We start from the raw sequence: 818 nt of genomic DNA on the forward strand, positions 1-818 counted from the left end.
GGCACTGTAAACTTAACGCTCTGAAAGCAAGATCTCGGAGTGAGGTTTTGATTCATGCGGTGTGAAGACGTGCGATTTGGCGCCAAGTATCCAAGGCTGCCGCTCGCAGTTCGCGATGGTGGGCGGATGGAATATCGTGGCGGGGAACGTGAAAGAGGTTGGCGATCGGGTCGTGGATGGAAACAAAACGCTGAAGCTGTCGCGCTGACTTGAAGCGCTTCATGATCCTCTCCCGTCGTCGGACGGGTTGATGAGAATTCTCCGCCCGATTGTTCAGGCCCTTGTGCGAGCGATGCTCGACGCCTGGCATGATCTCCCGCTTGGCCGCACCGTAGGATCGAAGTTTGTCAGTGAACATCACTCGTGGCGAGCGGCTTTGTCCTTTCAGAAGCTTTCGCATCAAACGCTTTGCAGCCTTGGCATTGCGGCGACTTTGCACCAGAACGTCAAGCACGAAGCCATCCTGATCGACGGCGCGCCAAAGCCAGTGTTTCTTTCCACCGATGGAGATGACAACCTCGTCGAGGTGCCATTTGTCGCCCAGCCTGCCGGCTGATCGCTTCCGAATATCATTGGCAAAATGTCTGCCGAATTTCTCAGCCCAGAGCCGCACGGTTTGATGAGAGACGATGACGCCACGAGCTGCCAGCATATCCTCGACCATCCGCAGGCTGAGCGGAAACCGGAAATAGAGCCAAACGGCATGAACAATCACCTCCGCTGGAAATCGGTGGCGACGATAAAGAGGATCGCGGGCAAATCTGGTCATGCCGCCAGATCCCACATTTTGATCGATGGCCGGTTAACGTTACGGTGCC

The 818-nt window shown here is 55.9% G+C and carries 1 protein-coding gene; it reads right to left on the reverse strand.

What is annotated here, in order from left to right:
• Positions 1-52 precede the first annotated feature (52 nt).
• On the reverse strand, positions 53-769 hold the full coding sequence (locus tag EFD55_RS32940; protein ID WP_125851295.1) for an IS6 family transposase: 717 nt from the start codon (positions 767-769) through the stop codon (positions 53-55).
• Positions 770-818 lie beyond the last annotated feature (49 nt).

The sequence above is a fragment of the Rhizobium pisi genome (genome assembly GCF_003938655.1).
GTDB lineage: Bacteria > Pseudomonadota > Alphaproteobacteria > Rhizobiales > Rhizobiaceae > Rhizobium > Rhizobium pisi.

What these genes read in the sequence shown, in the direction of transcription:
- EFD55_RS32940 (WP_125851295.1), bottom strand. Translation starts at nt 769, where the DNA reads ATGACCAGATTTGCCCGCGATCCTCTTTATCGTCGCCACCGATTTCCA.